The sequence below is a fragment of the Sphingomonas hankookensis genome, from assembly GCF_022664465.1.
In the GTDB taxonomy this organism is placed as follows: Bacteria; Pseudomonadota; Alphaproteobacteria; order Sphingomonadales; family Sphingomonadaceae; genus Sphingomonas; species Sphingomonas hankookensis.
Window position 1 is genome coordinate 1,146,200 of the sequence record NZ_JAKREV010000001.1, and the last position, 13,640, is coordinate 1,159,839.

General features: G+C 67.5%; 9 protein-coding genes. 4 read left to right on the forward strand and 5 right to left on the reverse strand.

Translation table 11 applies throughout. The features are described from left to right. Position 1: 1 nt before the first annotated feature. Positions 2-1,531, reverse strand: a complete 1,530-nt coding sequence (locus MF610_RS05350; RefSeq protein WP_242193490.1) for a CoA-acylating methylmalonate-semialdehyde dehydrogenase — start codon at positions 1,529-1,531, stop codon at positions 2-4. 138 nt (positions 1,532-1,669) lie between these two features. On the opposite strand from MF610_RS05350, the gene MF610_RS05355 reads away from it, so the two are divergent. Both MF610_RS05355 and MF610_RS05365 read left to right on the forward strand, forming a co-directional pair. Next, positions 1,670-1,948 (forward strand): DUF2798 domain-containing protein, encoded by a 279-nt coding sequence (locus tag MF610_RS05355; RefSeq protein ID WP_242193618.1) that lies wholly within the window; start codon positions 1,670-1,672, stop codon positions 1,946-1,948. Positions 1,949-2,058: 110 nt separating this feature from the next. Beyond that, on the forward strand, positions 2,059-3,291 hold the full coding sequence (locus MF610_RS05365; protein ID WP_277923842.1) for a glycoside hydrolase family 27 protein: 1,233 nt from the start codon (positions 2,059-2,061) through the stop codon (positions 3,289-3,291). A 154-nt stretch (positions 3,292-3,445) separates the two neighbouring features. Here the strand turns inward: MF610_RS05365 and MF610_RS05370 are convergent, their stop codons facing one another. Further along, positions 3,446-4,573: an SGNH/GDSL hydrolase family protein gene (locus MF610_RS05370; protein ID WP_242193492.1), complete on the reverse strand. Its 1,128-nt coding sequence runs from the start codon at positions 4,571-4,573 to the stop codon at positions 3,446-3,448. A 95-nt stretch (positions 4,574-4,668) separates the two neighbouring features. On the opposite strand from MF610_RS05370, the gene MF610_RS05375 reads away from it, so the two are divergent. Then, positions 4,669-5,697, forward strand: coding sequence for a cupin-like domain-containing protein (locus MF610_RS05375; protein WP_242193493.1), 1,029 nt, complete (start codon positions 4,669-4,671; stop codon positions 5,695-5,697). Between the two features lie 51 nt (positions 5,698-5,748). Here MF610_RS05375 and MF610_RS05380 read toward each other — a convergent pair whose 3' ends face one another. From MF610_RS05380 to MF610_RS05390, 3 genes are read right to left on the reverse strand one after another with little or no spacing between them, the layout of a single operon-like run. Continuing rightward, the gene (locus MF610_RS05380) at positions 5,749-7,242 is read right to left on the reverse strand and encodes a tryptophan halogenase family protein (protein ID WP_242193495.1); all 1,494 of its coding nucleotides are present in this window, start codon (positions 7,240-7,242) and stop codon (positions 5,749-5,751) included. Beyond that, a complete protein-coding gene (locus MF610_RS05385) occupies positions 7,239-8,483 on the reverse strand; it encodes a tryptophan 7-halogenase (RefSeq protein WP_242193496.1) in 1,245 nt (414 codons plus the stop codon). The genes MF610_RS05380 and MF610_RS05385 overlap by 4 nt, the downstream gene beginning before the upstream one ends. Continuing rightward, positions 8,480-9,985, reverse strand: coding sequence for a tryptophan halogenase family protein (locus MF610_RS05390; RefSeq protein ID WP_242193498.1), 1,506 nt, complete (start codon positions 9,983-9,985; stop codon positions 8,480-8,482). The genes MF610_RS05385 and MF610_RS05390 overlap by 4 nt, the downstream gene beginning before the upstream one ends. Before the next feature lie 175 nt (positions 9,986-10,160). On the opposite strand from MF610_RS05390, the gene MF610_RS05395 reads away from it, so the two are divergent. Further along, entirely contained in the window at positions 10,161-13,463 is a 3,303-nt protein-coding gene (locus tag MF610_RS05395; RefSeq protein WP_242193501.1) for a TonB-dependent receptor, read from the forward strand. The last annotated feature ends 177 nt before the right edge of the window (positions 13,464-13,640 follow it).

The following is a 13,640-nucleotide window of genomic DNA, read 5'->3' on the forward strand; positions in this document are numbered from 1 at the left end:
GTCACCCCATCGTCGGAATGACGAACGCATCCTGCGTCCGCGCCGCGGCGCCATCCTCGGCCTGACCGCCCATCGCCGATCCGTCGGGCCAGCGCTGGGTGATCGTCTTGACCTTGGTCCAGAAGCGCACGCCCTCTTCGCCATGCTGGTTCACGTCGCCGAACGCCGACCGCTTCCACCCGCCGAAGCTGTGATAGGCGACCGGCACCGGGATCGGCACGTTGATGCCGACCATGCCGACATTCACGCGAGCCGCAAATTCCCGCGCGGCATGGCCGTTGCGGGTGAAGATCGCGACGCCATTGCCGTATTGATGCTCGCTCGGCAGGCGGACGGCGGTTTCGAAATCGGGCGCGCGGACAATCTGCAACACGGGGCCGAAAATTTCCTCGCGGTATGATTCCATCTGCGGCGTCACATGGTCGAACAGCGTCGGGCCGATGAAAAAGCCGCGCTCATGCCCCTGCAGGCTGAACCCGCGCCCGTCGACGACCAGCTCGGCGCCTTCCTCGACGCCCTTGGCGATCCAGCCCTCGACCCGCGCCTTGTGCTGGGCGTTCACCACCGGGCCGTAATGGGCGTCGGCATCGGTCGAGACGCCCACGCGCAGCGCGGCGATGGCAGGGATCAGCTTTTCGCGGAGGGCCATGGCGGTCTTGTCGCCGACCGGCACCACCACCGGCAGCGCCATGCAGCGCTCGCCCGCAGAGCCGAACGCCGCGCCGGCCAGATCAGCGACGACCTGATCGAGATCGGCGTCGGGCATGACGATGCCGTGGTTCTTGGCACCACCCATCGCCTGCACGCGCTTGCCCGCCGCGACGCCGCGCTTGTAGACATAATGGGCGATGTCGGACGAGCCGACGAAGCTGACCGCACCGATCGCCGGATGATCGAGGATCGCGTCGACCACCGTCTTGTCGCCATGCACGACCTGCAGAATACCTTCCGGCGCGCCGGCCTCCAGCATCAGTTCGGCCAGACGCACCGGCACCGACGGATCGCGCTCGCTGGGCTTCAGGATGAAGGCGTTGCCACAGGCGATGGCGACGCCGAACATCCACATCGGGATCATCGCCGGGAAGTTGAACGGGGTGATCCCCGCGCCGATGCCGACGGGCAGGCGCATCGAATAGACGTCGATCCCCGGCCCGGCGCCCTGCGTGTAATCGCCCTTCAGCAGATGCGGCACGCCGCAGGCGAATTCGATGACGTCGAGGCCGCGCTGGATATCGCCCTTCGCATCGGCGATCACCTTGCCATGCTCGCTCGACAGCAGTTCGGCGAGTTGCTGCATGTTCGCTTCGACCAGCTGCTTGAAGGCGAACAGCACGCGCGCCCGCTTCTGCGGATTGGTCGCCGCCCAGCCGGGCTGCGCCGCCTGTGCCGCCGCGACCGCGCGGTCGAGATCGGCGGCAGTGCCGAGGCGGACATGCGCCTGCACCTCGCCGCGATTGGGATCGAACACCGCGCCCGTCGCGCCGTCCATGGGCTGGCTGTCGCCTGCGATCACATGATCGATGACCCGCATATACTCTCCTGTCGGTGCGGCCGGGCCGGTCTGTCGCCGACTCATTCCCGCGTAATATTATTGCTTCTGGCATAGCGGCGCGCGGCTGTCAGCGGGCAATCGCACGGAACCTCGCCCTAAGTCGTCCGCTTGGACGCGATGAATCACGATTCGCAGCAAACCCGCGCGCAGGAAACGGTGAAGGTCCGGTCGCGCTTTCGCTATCGGCTGACGTCGTCGGCGATCAACGCGCTCATCTTTTCGTCGCTGATCGGGGCGGTTAGCGCGCTGGTGCGGGTCGGGCCGGCAGGGTTCTGGGACGCGTTCGTACAGGGTGCGCCGGTCGGGTTCGCGACCGCGTTGCCCGCATCGTTGCTGGTCGTGCCAGTGGTGCAGGGGCTGGTCGACCGGTTGTTCGGGGTCGAGCCGCCGGAATAGGCCGGAAGTTGGCGAAGGTGCCGCACGACGATTGACCTCGCCCCGGTCAATTAATATGATAAATTGCATTATCGATCGGATATCCACATCCGGCGGGCGGGGAGAGCGTGATGGGCGTGAGGGGTTCACGGGTTGCGGCGATGCTGATCGCGGCGCTGGCGGCGGTCCAGCCGGTGGTGGCGCAGGAGGTGCTCGACACCGATCCCAACACGCTGGCCCCGTCGAAGGACCCCAAGCGCACACCCAATGGGCTGGCGCAGACGCCGCCGATGGGGTGGAACAGCTGGAACAAGTTCGCGTGCAAGGTGAACGAGCAGGTGATCCGCGCCACCGCCGATGCGATCGCGTCGAACGGCATGAAAGAAGCCGGTTACGAATATGTCGTGATCGACGATTGCTGGCACGGCGCGCGCGATGCGAACGGCTTCATTACCGAAGACCGCCAACGCTTCCCCGGCGGGTTGAAGGCGCTGGGCGACTATATCCACAGCAAGGGATTGAAGTTCGGCATCTATTCGGATGCCGGCACCAAGACCTGCGGCGGACGTCCGGGCAGCCAGGGCCATGAATATCAGGACGCGATCCAGTACGCCCGCTGGGGCGTCGATTACCTGAAATACGACTGGTGCTCGACCGGCGTCCGCAATGCCGAGGAGGCCTATGCCACCATGGCCGACGCGCTGAAGGCCAGCGGGCGACCGATCCTGTTCTCGATGTGCGAATGGGGCAATTCGAAGCCGTGGCTGTGGGCGTCGAAGATCGGCAATATGTGGCGCACCACCGGCGACATCACCGACAAATGGACCGGCAAGCATGGTTACAGCTGGGGCGTGGCGTCGATCGTCGACATGAACGAACCGCTATGGCCCTATGCCGGGCCGGGGCACTGGAACGACCCCGATATGCTCGAAGTTGGCAATGGCGGGCTGACCGACACCGAATATCGCGCGCATTTCTCGCTCTGGGCGCTGATGGCCGCGCCGCTGATCGCAGGCAACGACGTCGCCACCATGAACCAGGCGACGCGCGACATCCTGCTCAACCGCGAGGTGATCGCGGTCGATCAGGACCGCCTCGGCCAACAAGGCCACCGCGTCGCGCGCGACGGCACCAGCGAGGTGTGGGTCAAACAGATGGCCGATGGCGGCCGCACGCTGCTGCTATGGAACCGCGGCGAGGCACCAGCGCGGATTACGGCGGACTGGACCATGCTGGGCCTGCCCGCCAACATCCGCCTGAAAGGCCGCGACCTGTGGGCGCACAAGGATCTGGGGCGGTTGTCGCAGCGTTATTCGGCGGAGGTCGCGCCGCATGGCGTGGCGATGGTGCGGTTGAACCCGTAGGCTCGGGTCCGGGCCGGGCTCAAGACCCTGCCCGACTGTCTATCCGACGTACCCCCGCGCAGGCGGGGGTCCAGAGTGGCACCCACAAGCCGTTGTTATACCTGGCCCTGGACCCCCGCCTTCGCGGGGGTACGGCAACGCCGGCGGACCGCGATCACCGCCCCCAGACATCCTTCCGCGCATCGATCGCCTGAGCGATCGCGGCGGCGATCTTGCCATCGTCGGCGACGTTCGGGTGGAAGTGGCAGCCGGCAAAGGCCAGCCCGGTCACCGGCACCACCGCCAGGCGCGTTTCGCCGCCCGCGCGCAGCGTGTCGCCGACCTTCGCCACTTCGCGCGCGATCTCACCATCGGCCAGATCGGTCGCCCACAGGACGAAGAAGGCGCGCGGGTTGCGGCGGCGCAGGTCCTGGACGAACCGGACATAGCCCGCTTCGTACGCGCCGCGCAGCGCGTCGCGGGTCTTCCACCGTTCCTCGGGCTTGAGCGGGGTCGAGAAATCGTTGGTGCCGAGCGCGATGACGATCACCTGCGGCTGCCACCCGCTGTCGTTCGCCCGGGTATGCCCGTCGAACAGCGCGTACGGATAGGCGTCGGGAATGGTCGTCGCGGGCATGCCGCCATAGTTGCGCACGATGCCGCGGCCCGAAATGGCGTTGACGCGATAGGCGGCATCGTAGCGGCGCGACAGCTGCCCGGCGATGCCCTGCGCCGTGTTCGTCGTTTCCCACACCTGCGCATCGGTGCAGTCGCGCGTGGTCGAGGTGTTGCCATAGCCGACGGTGTGCGAATCGCCGATGAATTCGATCCGTTGGCGACGACCGGCAGGCGCGGGCAGCGGGGTGGTGCCGGACGGCGCGAACAACCCGCCGAACGTGGTCGGGCCGGCCTGCGATTCGCTGACGATATCGATGCGGACCCGGTGGCGGCCGGCGGACGGCGCGGTCAGCCGGTAGCGGCCGGGCGCGGGCCGGACCAGCGCGATCGGCGCCGCGCCATCGATAGCGATGCGCAGCGATACGTCGCCCGGCCCCACCGCCATATCGACCGCGGGCCCACGGAATGCCGCTTCGAAATAGGTCCCGGGCCATTGCCGGCGATAGCCGGTCGCCGCGTCCGCCCCCGGCGCGACGCGCCCGCCGACCTGCAGCGGCAGGCGCTTGCCCTCCGCCATGTCGGTGGACAAGCGCTGGACCCCGGCGACCGGGCGTTCCTGTGCCGATGCGATCGCCGACAGGGTCATCAACGCCGGCAGCGTCGCACGAAGGAGGTAAGGGGGCATCGTCGTCTCCTGAAGTCCGGTGCCAACAAAAACGGTGTCTTTTGCCGCGCATAGCTGTCACCCACGCCGGGTCCAGCGGAAAAGAGGGGGGACGCATGACACGGCATGGCGAGTGGATCGACAAAGCCCCCCGGCTGGCCGAAGTTCCCGTTCCCCGTGACACGGCGGCGTTCGATGCGTTGCTCGATGCGGCCCGCCCGGTGGTGTTGCGCGGCCTTGCCGCCGACTGGCCGGCGGTCGCGGCGGCGGGCAAGGGGCATGGCGCGATGGCGGCCTATCTGCGCGGCTTCGACGGGGGACGCCCGCTGGGGCTGTTCGCCGGGCCGCCGGGGATCGACGGGCGCTTCTTCTACCGCGACGACATGGCCGGGTTCAATTTCGAACGCGGCCAGATTCCGTTGCCGGTGCTGCTGGATGCGTTGCAAAAGGCGGCGGACGAAGCCGCCCCGCCCGCCTTCTATGCCGGGGCCAGTGCGGCCAAGGACCATTTCCCCGGCTGGACGCGCGACAATGTCCTGCCGCTGCCGACCGGCGATGCGACCGCGCGGCTGTGGATCGGCAATGGCAGCCGGGTGTCGGCGCATTTCGACATGGCGAGCAACGTCGCGGTCGTCGTCGCCGGACGCCGCCGCGTCGTGCTGTTCCCGCCCGAACAGATCGCCAACCTGTATATCGGTCCGCTGGACGTCACCATGGCGGGGCAGCCGGCGACGATGGTCGATATCGAGCGCCCCGACCTGAACCGCTTTCCCCGCTTTGCCGAGGCGCAGCGCCATGCGGTGGTCGCCGAACTGGAACCGGGCGACGCGATCCTGATCCCGACCCTGTGGTGGCACGAAATCCGGGCGTCGGGGGCGCTCAACGTGCTGGTCAATTACTGGTGGACGCGCGGCACGCCCGATGCGCCGTTCCTCGCGCTGGTCCATGCCATTCTCGCGGTGCGCGACCGGCCGGCGGCGGAGCGGGCGGCGCTGCGCACATGGTTCGACCATTATGTGTTCGGCGACGATGCGCCGGCGGTGGCCGATCATCTGCCGGCAGCGGCGCGCGGGGTGCTGGGGCCGCCCGGTGCGGAGCGCGATGCGCGGATCAGGGGGTATTTGCGGCAGATGCTGGGGGGTTAAACAATCATATCGTCATTCCCGCGAAGGCGGGAATGACGAAGAGGCGGGCGGTCACCCCAACCGCGCCAGCACCGCGCCGTGCGGCGGCAGGCCAGCAACCGCCGCCGCCGTCGCACTCCGCATCTGCCTGAGCGCGCCGGCCAGCCGGTCCTCGTCCAGCGCGTCGGCCACCGGATCGTGGCCGACCGGGTCGACCCCCTGCCCCAGCAGCACCGCGACCCAGCTGGGCATGGCGAACAATTCGTCCTCGTAGCGGAAGACGCGGCCCTTCTGGCGGAACAGCGCCAGCTTGCGCGTCAGGCTGTCGGGCACGTCCATCGTGCGGACGTGGTTCCAGAACGGGGAATCGTCGCGCGCGGTCGCGTGATAGTGGAGGATGATGAAGTCGCGGATCGATCGGTAATTGTCCGCCATCTGCCGGTTATATTCGTCGCGCTCGACCGCGGAGAAATCACGGTCGGGGAACAGCGCGAACAGTTTCGAGATACCCTGCTGGATCAGGTGGATGCTGGTCGATTCGAGCGGTTCGAGGAACCCGCCCGACAGGCCGATGGCGATAACGTTGCCTTCCCACATCCGCTCCCGCTGTCCGGCGGTGAACGACAGGCGGCGGGGCGCTGCGGTCGGCGCGGAGTCGAGGCGGGAGAGCAGCAGTTTCTCTGCCGCATCGTCGTCGAGGAACTTGCTCGAATAGACCACGCCGTTGCCGGTGCGGTGTTGCAGCGGGATGCGCCATTGCCAGCCCGCGACGTGCGCGGTGGCGCGGGTATAGGGCAGCACCGGTTCGGTCCGATCGGTCGGCACCGCGATCGCGCGATCGCAGGGGAGCCAGTGCGACCAGTCCTCGAACCCCACCCCCATCGCGTCGCCCAGCAACAGGCTGCGAAAGCCGGAGCAGTCGATGAACAGGTCGCCTTCGACCATGCGCCCGTCGTCCAGCCGGACCGCCGACACATGGCCGTTGTCGGCGCGATCGACCGCGACGATGCGCCCCTCGACCCGCGCCACCCCGTCCGCTTCGGCCCGCTTGCGCAGGAACGCGGCATAGAGGGTGGCGTCGATATGATAGGCATAGGCCATGCCCGACAGCGGCGAGCGCGGGTCAGCGACCGGCGCCCCGAACGCGGCGGCGCGCGCGGCGACGGTGCTGGGCGAATAGTCGCCGATCGGGCCGATGCCGGCCTGGCCCCGCAGCTTCAGCCAGAGCTGGTGGAAATTCACCCCTTCGATATCTCGCCCGAAGCTGCCGAAGGGATGGAAATAGCCGCTGTCGGGGCGGTGCCAGCCGGCGAATTCGATGCCGAGCTTGAAGCTGCCCTTGGTCTCGCGCAGGAACTCCGCCTCGTCGATGCCGAGCAGCTTGTTGAAGTTCAGGATCGAGGGGATCGTCGCCTCGCCCACGCCGACGGTGCCGATCGCATCGGATTCGACCAGCGTGATGCGGCGCTGTCCGTCATCGAGGAAGCGACCGGCGGCGGCGGCGGTCATCCACCCGGCGGTGCCGCCACCGACGATGACGACATGAGCGATACGAGGGTCGGTCATGCGGCATACTCCAGCGCGGCGATGCGGGCGGCGAGGGCGTGGATCAGGCGGGCGGCGCGCTCGGGCGGGACCGACAGCGCGACCGGATCGGGGCGCTCGGGGATCATCCCCTGTCCGAGCAGCACTGCTACCCACGCGTCGCGGTGGACCAGTTCCTCGTCGGCGGGCACGATCTGCCCGCGCCGGGCGAACTGGGCGAGCAGGTGATCGAGCGATGGCGGGCGCGGCAGGCTGCGCAACCGGTGCCAGAACGGCCCCTGCGTCCGCCCGCCGCCATGATAGTGCAGCGCGAGGAAGTCGCGCATCCGGTCGGCCTGCAAGGCGAAACGCCGGTTATACTCCGCCTGCAGCAACGGTTCGGGATCGCGCGCGGGCAGCAGTTCGAGCAGCAGCGCGAGCTGCCCAAGCGCCAGCGTGAACCCTGCGCGACCGAGCGGCCCCGGCTGGACGGCCGCGTCGCCGATCGCCAGCATACGGCCGTGGAACGGCGTTGTCCGACGACCGGGGGCGATCGCGATCCCCGGTCCCGTCGTCACCGTTACGCCGGGCCAGTGCGCCGTCCAGCCCTGGGCGGTCGCGCGATACGCGTCGTACGGGGCGTCGTTGGCTGCGGGCGCGAAACCGACCCGCTCGCACGGCAGCGCGTCCTGCCAATCCTCCCACTCCCCCTCGCGCCGCCCGCTCGCATCGATCGTCAGGTCGGCGTCGGGCACCGCGTCCACGAAGCGCACCCCGCCCTGCCGCGCGATCGACGCCAGCGCCTGGGCGAGGCGGACGGGATCGAGGTGCAGCGCCGGTTCGACGCGCGGGTCGACGATTCCCGCCGCTGCCGCGACGCAGCCGGGATTGAGCGCGTGGAACGGCGGCACCCGCTCCCGCCCGTCTCGCGCGCGCAGCCACAGCGCGGGCAGCCGCCCTTCGGCCAGCGTCGCCGCGCCATCGTCGCCGACCATCCATGGCGCTCCGTCGCGACTCCAGTCGTCGAACCGGCTCGCCAGCTTTGGGCGCGCGACGCCGCGTGCCAGCAGCAGTTCGGGCGGCATCCCGATCCGCGCCAGCACATCGTGCACCGCCGGCAGCGCCAGCGGAAACCGGTCGGCCAGCGCATCGTCGGGCACCGCCGCCGGCACTACCGCTACGTCCGCCCCCGGCAGCGCCTGTTTCAGCGCGACCGCGCTCACCAGCGCGACCGGTCCGCCGCCGACCACCGCGACCGACCGCAGGCCTTCGCGCGCGTTCATGCCAGCCGCGCCAGTGCGGCGTCGTGCAGCGGCATCGCCGCCACCCGGTCGCCGATCGCCCGCGCCAACGATCCCAGCGCGCGGTCGAGCCCGCCGGCTTCGGGCACGTCGGCGCGCGGGTCCCAGCCGGTGGGTACGATCCCCTGCCCCAGATAGACCGCGACCCAGCTGGGTTCGAGGAACAGGCCGTGGCTGTATTTCGACACCTGCCCGCTGCCGCGCCACAGCGCCAGCTTGTCGGCCAGTGTGTCGGGGATCGTCATCGTCCGCACATGGTTCCAGAACGACGAATCGTCGCGCGTCGTCGCGTGGTAATGCAGGATCAGAAAGTCGCGGATGCGGTCATATTCGGCATCGATCGCCGCGTTGAACCCGTCGCGATCGACTGCCGCGACCCTCCCATCGGGGAAATGTTCGACCAGCGCGGTGATCGCCGCCTGCACCAGGTAGATGCTGGTCGATTCGAGCGGTTCGAGGAAACCCGATGCCAGCCCGACTGCCACGACATTGCCCGCCCAGCTGCGCCGCCGCCGTCCGGCACGAAACCGCAGGAAACGCGGTTCGGCCAGTGCCGCGCCATCCAGCCCGGCCAGCAACGCCGCGGCGGCTTCGTCGTCCGACGCATGGCCGCTGGCATAGACATAGCCGTTGCCGACCCGGTGGCGCAGCGGGATGCGCCAGCGCCAGCCCGCCGGCATCGCCGTCGCGCGGGTAAACGGCTCGGTCGGTCCGTCGGGGCTGGCACATGGTACCGCCACCGCGCGGTCGCACGGCAGCCAGTGCGACCAATCCTCCCATGGTTCGTCCAGCGCATCGCCCAGCAGCAACGAGCGGAACCCCGAACAGTCGATAAACAGGTCGCCCTCGATCCGGCTGCCATCGTCCAGCGTCACCGCGCGCACCGTGTCGCGCTCGCGCTCGACCGCGACGATCCGCCCCTCGATCCGCTTCACGCCGCGCGCCTCCGCCCAGTCGCGCATGAACGGCGCAAAGCGGGTCGCGTCGAATTGATAGGCATAGCCGAACGACGTCGTCGGATCGTTCGGGTCGGCGCCCGGCCGTTCGAACCGGCGCTGTTCGGCAGCGGTCACCCCGGCAGAAAAGGCGCCGATCGGCGGTACCGCCCCGGCCTGCGCCCGCCGCAGCCAGTAATGGTGGAACGCGACACCGCTTAAGGGACGACCATAGGTGCCGAAGGGGTGGATATAGCGGTCGCCGACGCGGCCGAAGTCGCGAAACTCGATGCCGAGCTTATAGGTCGCCTCGGTCGCGGCCATGAACGCCGCCTCGTCGATGCCGAGGCGTTCGAGATACAGGCGCAGGTGCGGCAGTGTCGCTTCGCCCACCCCGACGATGCCGATCGCCTCCGATTCGACCAGCGTCACGGTGCAGGCGGCGGGGAGCAGCCCGGCGAGGCCGGCGGCCGTCATCCACCCCGCCGTCCCCCCGCCGACCACGACCACCCGAACCTTTTCACCCGTGCCGTTTGCTCGTTCGGTCATCGGCTCTCCCTTGGGGCAGTCTGTCACCATAAGGCCACACTGACAACGATATCAACGATTGGGAAATTGATTTTACATATTTCCGTTGTGTTGCTGAATGCGGACATTTACCCGAACGATAACCCGCAATTGCGAGGTTGTTGATCGAGTCCCTACGGGGATTAGGGGAGGAAGCATGATGTTGGTACGCCATGGGCATAGTGCCGTGGACGGTTCGATGACGCGCAAGCGGCTGGGTGCGACGGCGTCGATGCTGGCGCTGACGGTCGCGGTACAGCTGGCAGCGACGGGCGCCATGGCGCAGACGACGGCCGCCCCCGCATCGCGCGACGACCAGTCCAAGCCGCAGACCGAAGCCGCGCCGCAGACCGACGGTTCGGTTCCCGCCGGCGCAAGCGCAGGCAAGCGCCCCGTGTCGGGCAGCATGTCGATCGACAACCAGGTCGCTCCGGACCAGTCGAACGTCACGGCAGCGGATATCCAGACGCCGGCAGCCGATTCGTCGGACGGGTCTGACATCGTTGTCACCGGCCTGCGTCAATCGCTGGCGAACGCGCAGTCGATCAAGCGCAATGCTGACACCGTTGTCGACGCGATCACCGCGGAAGATATCGGCGCGCTTCCCGACCGTTCGGTCAACGAAGCGTTGCAGCGCGTGCCCGGCGTCGCGATCACCCGCTTCGCCGCCGCGACCGACACCGCGCACTTCTCGGTCGAAGGATCGGGCGTCACCATCCGCGGCCTGTCCTACGTCCGTGGTGAGTTTAACGGCCGCGACAGCTTCGGCGTCAGCGGCGGTCGCGAAATCGGCTTCAACGACGTGCCGACCGAATTGGTCGGATCGGTCGAGGTGTACAAGAACCTGACCGCCGACATGATCGAAGGCGGCATCTCGGGTTCGGTGAACATCAACACCCGCAAGCCGTTCGATACCAAGGAAACGCTGATCTACCTGTCGGGCAGCGTGAACTATGGCGACTATAACGGCCGCAGCGAACCGGCCGTCGTCGGCCTGTTCTCCAAGCAGTGGGACCTGAACAGCGGCGGCCGCTTCGGCATCATGGCCAGCGGCAGTTACAACCGCCAGCGCAGCCGGTCGGACTCGGTATTCTATTCGGCATTCCTGCCGCGCTACAACGACGACCGCAACGGCAACGGCGTGCAGGACGCCGGCGAAGGCCGCGTGCTGAACGCGGGCACGCCGTACCAGTCGACGCTGTTCGATCGCTACCCGGTGCCGTCGGGCCGCGATTTCGTCTATGTCCCGCTGGGCGCGGGCATGCGCATGCAGGAATTCGACCGCAAGCGCGTCGGCTATTCGGGCGCCGCGCAGTATGAGAACGCCTCGCGCAGCCTGCTGGTCACCGCGCAGTTCCTGCGCGCCGAATCGTCGCAGAGCTGGCTCGACCGCACCGTCGAACCCAACGTCTATTACGCCGATGCGAACGCCATCTTCCCGCAGGCCGGCACCACGCCGACCTATGACGACGACGGCATCTTCACCAACGGCACCCTGATCCGGCAGGGCGGCGGCCAGTACACCACGCTCGGCAACCGCTATTTCCAGACCAAGGGGTTCACGCAGGACCAGTCGCTGAACGTCAAGTGGGACCCGACCGAGCGGCTCCACCTGAATTTCGACGGCCAGTATGTGTATTCGAAGGCGCGCGATTCGGACGACGTCGTCGAACTGGCGAACTTCAACGGCGTGTCGATCGACGGGCGCGGCGACGTGCCGCAGATCAACCTGATCCCGCCGAACGGCCAGTCGGTCGGCGACTATTTCGGCAGCCAGACCAACACGTACATCCGCGACGCGATGAACAATCGCACGCACAGCGATGGCGACGAATGGGCGTTCCGCGCCGATGCGCAGTATGACGTGTCGGACGATTCGTTCCTGCGCAAGGTGCGCGTCGGTGGCCGCTACACCACCCGTGACCAGACGGTGAAGGCCAACGACTATAACAACTGGGGCGCGGTGTCGGACACCTGGACCTCGGCATTGGCGACGGTCGACAAGTATCGCGACAGCATGACGCCGGTGAACTTCGCCGACTTTTATCGTGGCGATGCGGTCCAGCCGCCGACGGCCTGGGGCATCCAGGACGGCATCCTGACCGATCACGACGCGCTGACCGCGCTGCTGCGCACTGCGACTGCCCAGGGCGGCGGCGGCTATACCCCGCTCGAGGATCGCGGCACGAACCTGGTCGACGGCTATTTCCGTCCGAGCGAGGTCTATCGCATCACCGAGAAGACCTATTCGGGCTATGCACGCCTCGACTTCGGCGTCGATGGCCTTGGCGGCGGCGAGGGCAATGTGTCGGGTAACGTCGGCCTGCGCTTCGTCCATACCGAGGACCAGTCGTTCGGTGGGACCACCTTCCCGAACATCGCCAACACGTTGGGCGGTTTCCCGACCGTGGCGGCGTTCTGCGCCAGCCCGAACGACAACAACACGATCCGCCCGATCTGTACGCTCACCGCCGCTCAGCAGGCGGCGATCGTCGCCTTCTCGAACAACGGATCGGAATCCGGCGTCGCCAGCCAGTCGTTCGACAAATGGCTGCCGAGCCTGAACATCAAGTTCCAGCCGAATTCGCAGCTGCTGTTCCGGCTTGCGGCGTCGAAGGCGATTTCGCGGCCGGGCTTCACCGATCTGCGCAACTTCGTCGGGCTCAACCCGTCGTCGGCAAACACGACCGGCATCTACGGCTTCAGCGCGAATGCGCGGAACCCGTTCCTGAAGCCGATCGACGCGAAGCAGGTCGACGTGACCGCCGAATGGTATTTCGCCAAGGTGGGATCGCTGACCGCGGCGCTGTTCTACAAGCAGTTGTCGAACATCGTCCTCGACAATTTCGGGTATAGCCGCAGCTTCACGAACAACGGCCAGACCTTTGCGGCAACGATCAACGGCCCGGTCAACGTGCCCGGCAACGCCAATATCAAGGGCGCGGAACTGTCGTACCAGCAGACCTACGACTTCCTGCCGGGCGCGCTGCGCGGGTTGGGCACGCAGGCGACCTTCACCTACATCGATGCGGGCAAGATTCCGAACGCGGTGCCGGACAACCGGCCCGAGGACGGCAACCGTCCGCCGCTCGACGTGGCGGGTCTGTACGACAACCTGCCGCTGTCGCAGTTGTCGAAGTACAACTTCAACGTCTCGGCCTTCTACGATCTCGCCGGCGTCTATGCCCGCGTGGCGTATAGCTGGCGTTCGAAGTATCTGCTGACCAACCGCGACTGCTGCTTCCCGTTCCTGCCGGTCTATGCACTGGCGACCGGACAGGCCGACGCATCGCTGTTCTACACCGTCAACAAGCAGTTCAAGATCGGCCTGCAGGTGCAGAACCTGCTCGATGCGACCACGCGCACGACGTTCGTGCTGAACAGCGACGGCCAGGAAGCGCCGCGCTCGTACTTCAAGAGCGATCGTCAGTTCCAGTTGACGGCGCGTTTGACGCTCTGATTTTCCCTTCCCGGAAAACCCTCTGGGGGTCGCGACCATTCGGTTGCGGCCCCTCACATGGGAGTTCTCAGGTCAAGAGGCTGTGCGGTAGAGCGTGCAGCCTCTTTCCTTCCGCACAATCATATCTGTTCTACCTTGCCGGTTCGGCTGCCAGCCGCAGCAATGAACCAAAACAGC

What these genes read in the sequence shown, in the direction of transcription:
- MF610_RS05380 (WP_242193495.1), bottom strand. Translation starts at nt 7,242, where the DNA reads ATGACCGACCCTCGTATCGCTCATGTCGTCATCGTCGGTGGCGGCACC.
- MF610_RS05395 (WP_242193501.1), top strand. Translation starts at nt 10,161, where the DNA reads ATGATGTTGGTACGCCATGGGCATAGTGCCGTGGACGGTTCGATGACG.
- MF610_RS05370 (WP_242193492.1), bottom strand. Translation starts at nt 4,573, where the DNA reads ATGCCCCCTTACCTCCTTCGTGCGACGCTGCCGGCGTTGATGACCCTG.
- MF610_RS05385 (WP_242193496.1), bottom strand. Translation starts at nt 8,483, where the DNA reads ATGAACGCGCGCGAAGGCCTGCGGTCGGTCGCGGTGGTCGGCGGCGGA.
- MF610_RS05390 (WP_242193498.1), bottom strand. Translation starts at nt 9,985, where the DNA reads ATGACCGAACGAGCAAACGGCACGGGTGAAAAGGTTCGGGTGGTCGTG.
- MF610_RS05365 (WP_277923842.1), top strand. Translation starts at nt 2,059, where the DNA reads ATGGGCGTGAGGGGTTCACGGGTTGCGGCGATGCTGATCGCGGCGCTG.
- MF610_RS05350 (WP_242193490.1), bottom strand. Translation starts at nt 1,531, where the DNA reads ATGCGGGTCATCGATCATGTGATCGCAGGCGACAGCCAGCCCATGGAC.
- MF610_RS05375 (WP_242193493.1), top strand. Translation starts at nt 4,669, where the DNA reads ATGACACGGCATGGCGAGTGGATCGACAAAGCCCCCCGGCTGGCCGAA.
- MF610_RS05355 (WP_242193618.1), top strand. Translation starts at nt 1,670, where the DNA reads ATGAATCACGATTCGCAGCAAACCCGCGCGCAGGAAACGGTGAAGGTC.